Consider the following 2472-nt stretch of genomic DNA (forward strand, 5'->3'; position numbering starts at 1 on the left):
GAATGGCTGTTAGAAAGGCAACGATCTGATTATCGGACAGGGTAGAGGCAAAGATTCCAATACTTGTATATGCGGTTAGCAATAATATCATACCGAGGTAGGCACCTATGACTAATCCGCCATCAAAATTTCCGGTTTCTGTTCCTAAAACTGATATACACCAAACATAGACCAAGGTGGGTATTAAAGCGATAACGCCCAGTACCCAGATCCCAAAGAATTTTCCCAAGACTAATTTCCAGGGGCTCATAGGCTTCATAAGCAGCAGTTCCAGGGTGCCTAATTTTTTTTCCTCCGAAAAACTCTTCATGCTCAGCGCAGGAATTAAAAACAAAAAAATATAGGGCGATAGCATGAAAAATGCGGACAGATCCGCAAATCCATAATCGAAAATGTTAAACGGACCTTTAAAAACCCATAACACCAACCCATTGAGAGTCAGAAACAAACCCAACGCCAGTATGCCTGTGGCTGTAGTAAAAAAGGAAGTGAGTTCTTTTTTAAAGATGGCAAACATAGAATTTAGTTTAAGCTGTGAATTTTATGAACACTCCATGCTTCAGGCCTGTCATCAAAAAGTAATTTGGTACGGCCCCATACTTCCTTAAAGAAGTCGGATTTCCGATAGGCCAGCAAATGTTCTTCCGTTTCCCAATGACTATAGGTAAAGAAAATACAGGGGTCATTTACATCCTGATATAATTCAACAAGGGAACAACCTTCATACCCTCTTATCACTTCTTTGGAAGCTTCAAAAATTTCTTCAAAATTAGAAATATTTTCATTTTTGAAGATAAGCTTCACGATACGAATTATCATTTATTTAAAGTTTATGATCACGGTGTCTCTATAATCCAATCCCAGTAAAGAGGAGGCGCTTCCAACTGTGTTAGGATCACTCTTATAGATCGCCAGCTCAATATAATTCGCGGAATTAAATAATGCCAGCAGGTCTCCAGGCCCTTTGCGCTGCTGCTTTTCCAGATCAAAATCGATAATCTCACTATAGTTATTGACCATTTTTGTGATCTTTTTATTCCTGGCCAGCAATTCAAATTCTCGTCCCTTGCGATATGCTTCAAACAAACTCTTTTGAATGTTGGTGACCACATTTCCGTAGTTATCAATATAAATAACACTTCCCGCAATAGAATTCCCTTCATTGGTGATTCTGGGTGCAAATTCCTTTAACTCCCTGAGATCATCGAATTTTTTACCAACAACTTCCAGGGTGCCCCCACGGGCTATATGACAGGCTACTTTCACAAAGACCTCCAATACCGGAAAAGCACCCGGTTGAGGATTTGGGATCTTTAATTCCACCACCTTGTCTGGTTTGATCTCCGAAGTGATTAAACTGCTAACGCCATTATTAGCCAGGATGAAGTAATGCCCGTCCACATATACCGCGAGATGCTGATTTTCTGCAGTACATTCGGCATCCACGCCTACAATATGTATGGTTCCTTTTGGAAACGCTTTGTAGGAGTTTTTAAGGATATAGGCACACTCCTGAATATTAAAAGGACTTATGGCATGTGAAATATCAACAATTTTAGCATCTTCCAATTCATTATAAATGGTTCCTTTAATTGCGCCTACAAAATGGTCTTTATGTCCAAAATCTGTAGTTAATGTTATGATCGCCATGAAAGACTGTTGATATTTTTTTGGAGCATCAAACTGTTTTATTCTTAAGTTTGTGTGTCAAAATTAAACAAAAAATCAGCGTTTCGAAATTTATATTCATCCCATCTACATAACTCATAACTTCATTGAACGAACTTACACTAGAACTCACCGAAATTAATCCGAGAGAATTCTTTGGACATCAGAACGAACATATTGACCTTCTAAAAAAATATTTCCCTAAACTCAAGATCGTAGCCAGAGGCAGCAAGATCAAAGTCTTTGGAGATGACCAACTCTTAGACGAGTTTGATAAGCGTTTTCATATGCTAACGGCACATTTTGCCAAGTATAACAAGCTGGATGAAAATGTGATTGAGCGTGTTTTAACCAGTAATGACAAAGAAGATTATGCGTCACCGGCTCAAAGCAATGAGGTTCTAGTTCACGGAGTAAGTGGCAGGTATATTAAAGCCCAAACTGTAAATCAGCGTAGATTGGTAGATGCAATGGGTAAAAACGACATGGTCTTTGCCATCGGTCCCGCAGGAACAGGGAAGACCTATACAGGGGTAGCACTGGCTGTAAGGGCGCTAAAAAACAAAGAGGTTAAAAGGATCATTTTAACAAGACCGGCTGTGGAAGCAGGGGAGAACCTTGGCTTTTTGCCAGGGGATCTGAAAGAGAAATTAGATCCCTATATGCAACCACTTTACGACGCCCTTCGAGATATGATCCCCAGTGAAAAGTTGGCGCTGTATATTGAAAATGGTACCATTCAAATTGCACCCATGGCTTTTATGAGGGGTAGAACCCTGGATCATGCTTTTGTGATCTTAGATG

Annotated in this window: 4 protein-coding genes; 1 reads left to right on the top strand and 3 read right to left on the bottom strand. The window is 39.8% G+C overall.

What is annotated here, in order from left to right:
• The 3 genes from WBM49_RS08600 to WBM49_RS08610 form a co-directional block, all read right to left on the bottom strand.
• On the bottom strand, positions 1-517 hold a 517-nt coding region (locus WBM49_RS08600; protein WP_424371645.1), incomplete at its 3' end, for an ABC transporter permease subunit.
• A gap of 5 nt (positions 518-522) precedes the next feature.
• Positions 523-819, bottom strand: a complete 297-nt coding sequence (locus WBM49_RS08605) for a putative quinol monooxygenase (protein WP_424371646.1) — start codon at positions 817-819, stop codon at positions 523-525.
• Positions 820-1650, bottom strand: coding sequence for an SAM hydrolase/SAM-dependent halogenase family protein (locus tag WBM49_RS08610; protein WP_424371647.1), 831 nt, complete (start codon positions 1648-1650; stop codon positions 820-822).
• A 125-nt stretch (positions 1651-1775) separates the two neighbouring features.
• Between WBM49_RS08610 and WBM49_RS08615 the strand changes: the two genes are divergently transcribed.
• The coding region (locus WBM49_RS08615; protein WP_424371648.1) for a PhoH family protein at positions 1776-2472 on the top strand (697 nt) is incomplete at its 3' end.

The sequence above is a fragment of the Muriicola sp. genome (genome assembly GCF_049669965.1).
Lineage (GTDB): Bacteria > Bacteroidota > Bacteroidia > Flavobacteriales > Flavobacteriaceae > Muriicola.

Bases quoted from the DNA above. Each gene is read 5' to 3' on its own strand.
- WBM49_RS08605 (WP_424371646.1), bottom strand. From the start codon at position 819: ATGATAATTCGTATCGTGAAGCTTATCTTCAAAAATGAAAATATTTCT.
- WBM49_RS08610 (WP_424371647.1), bottom strand. From the start codon at position 1,650: ATGGCGATCATAACATTAACTACAGATTTTGGACATAAAGACCATTTT.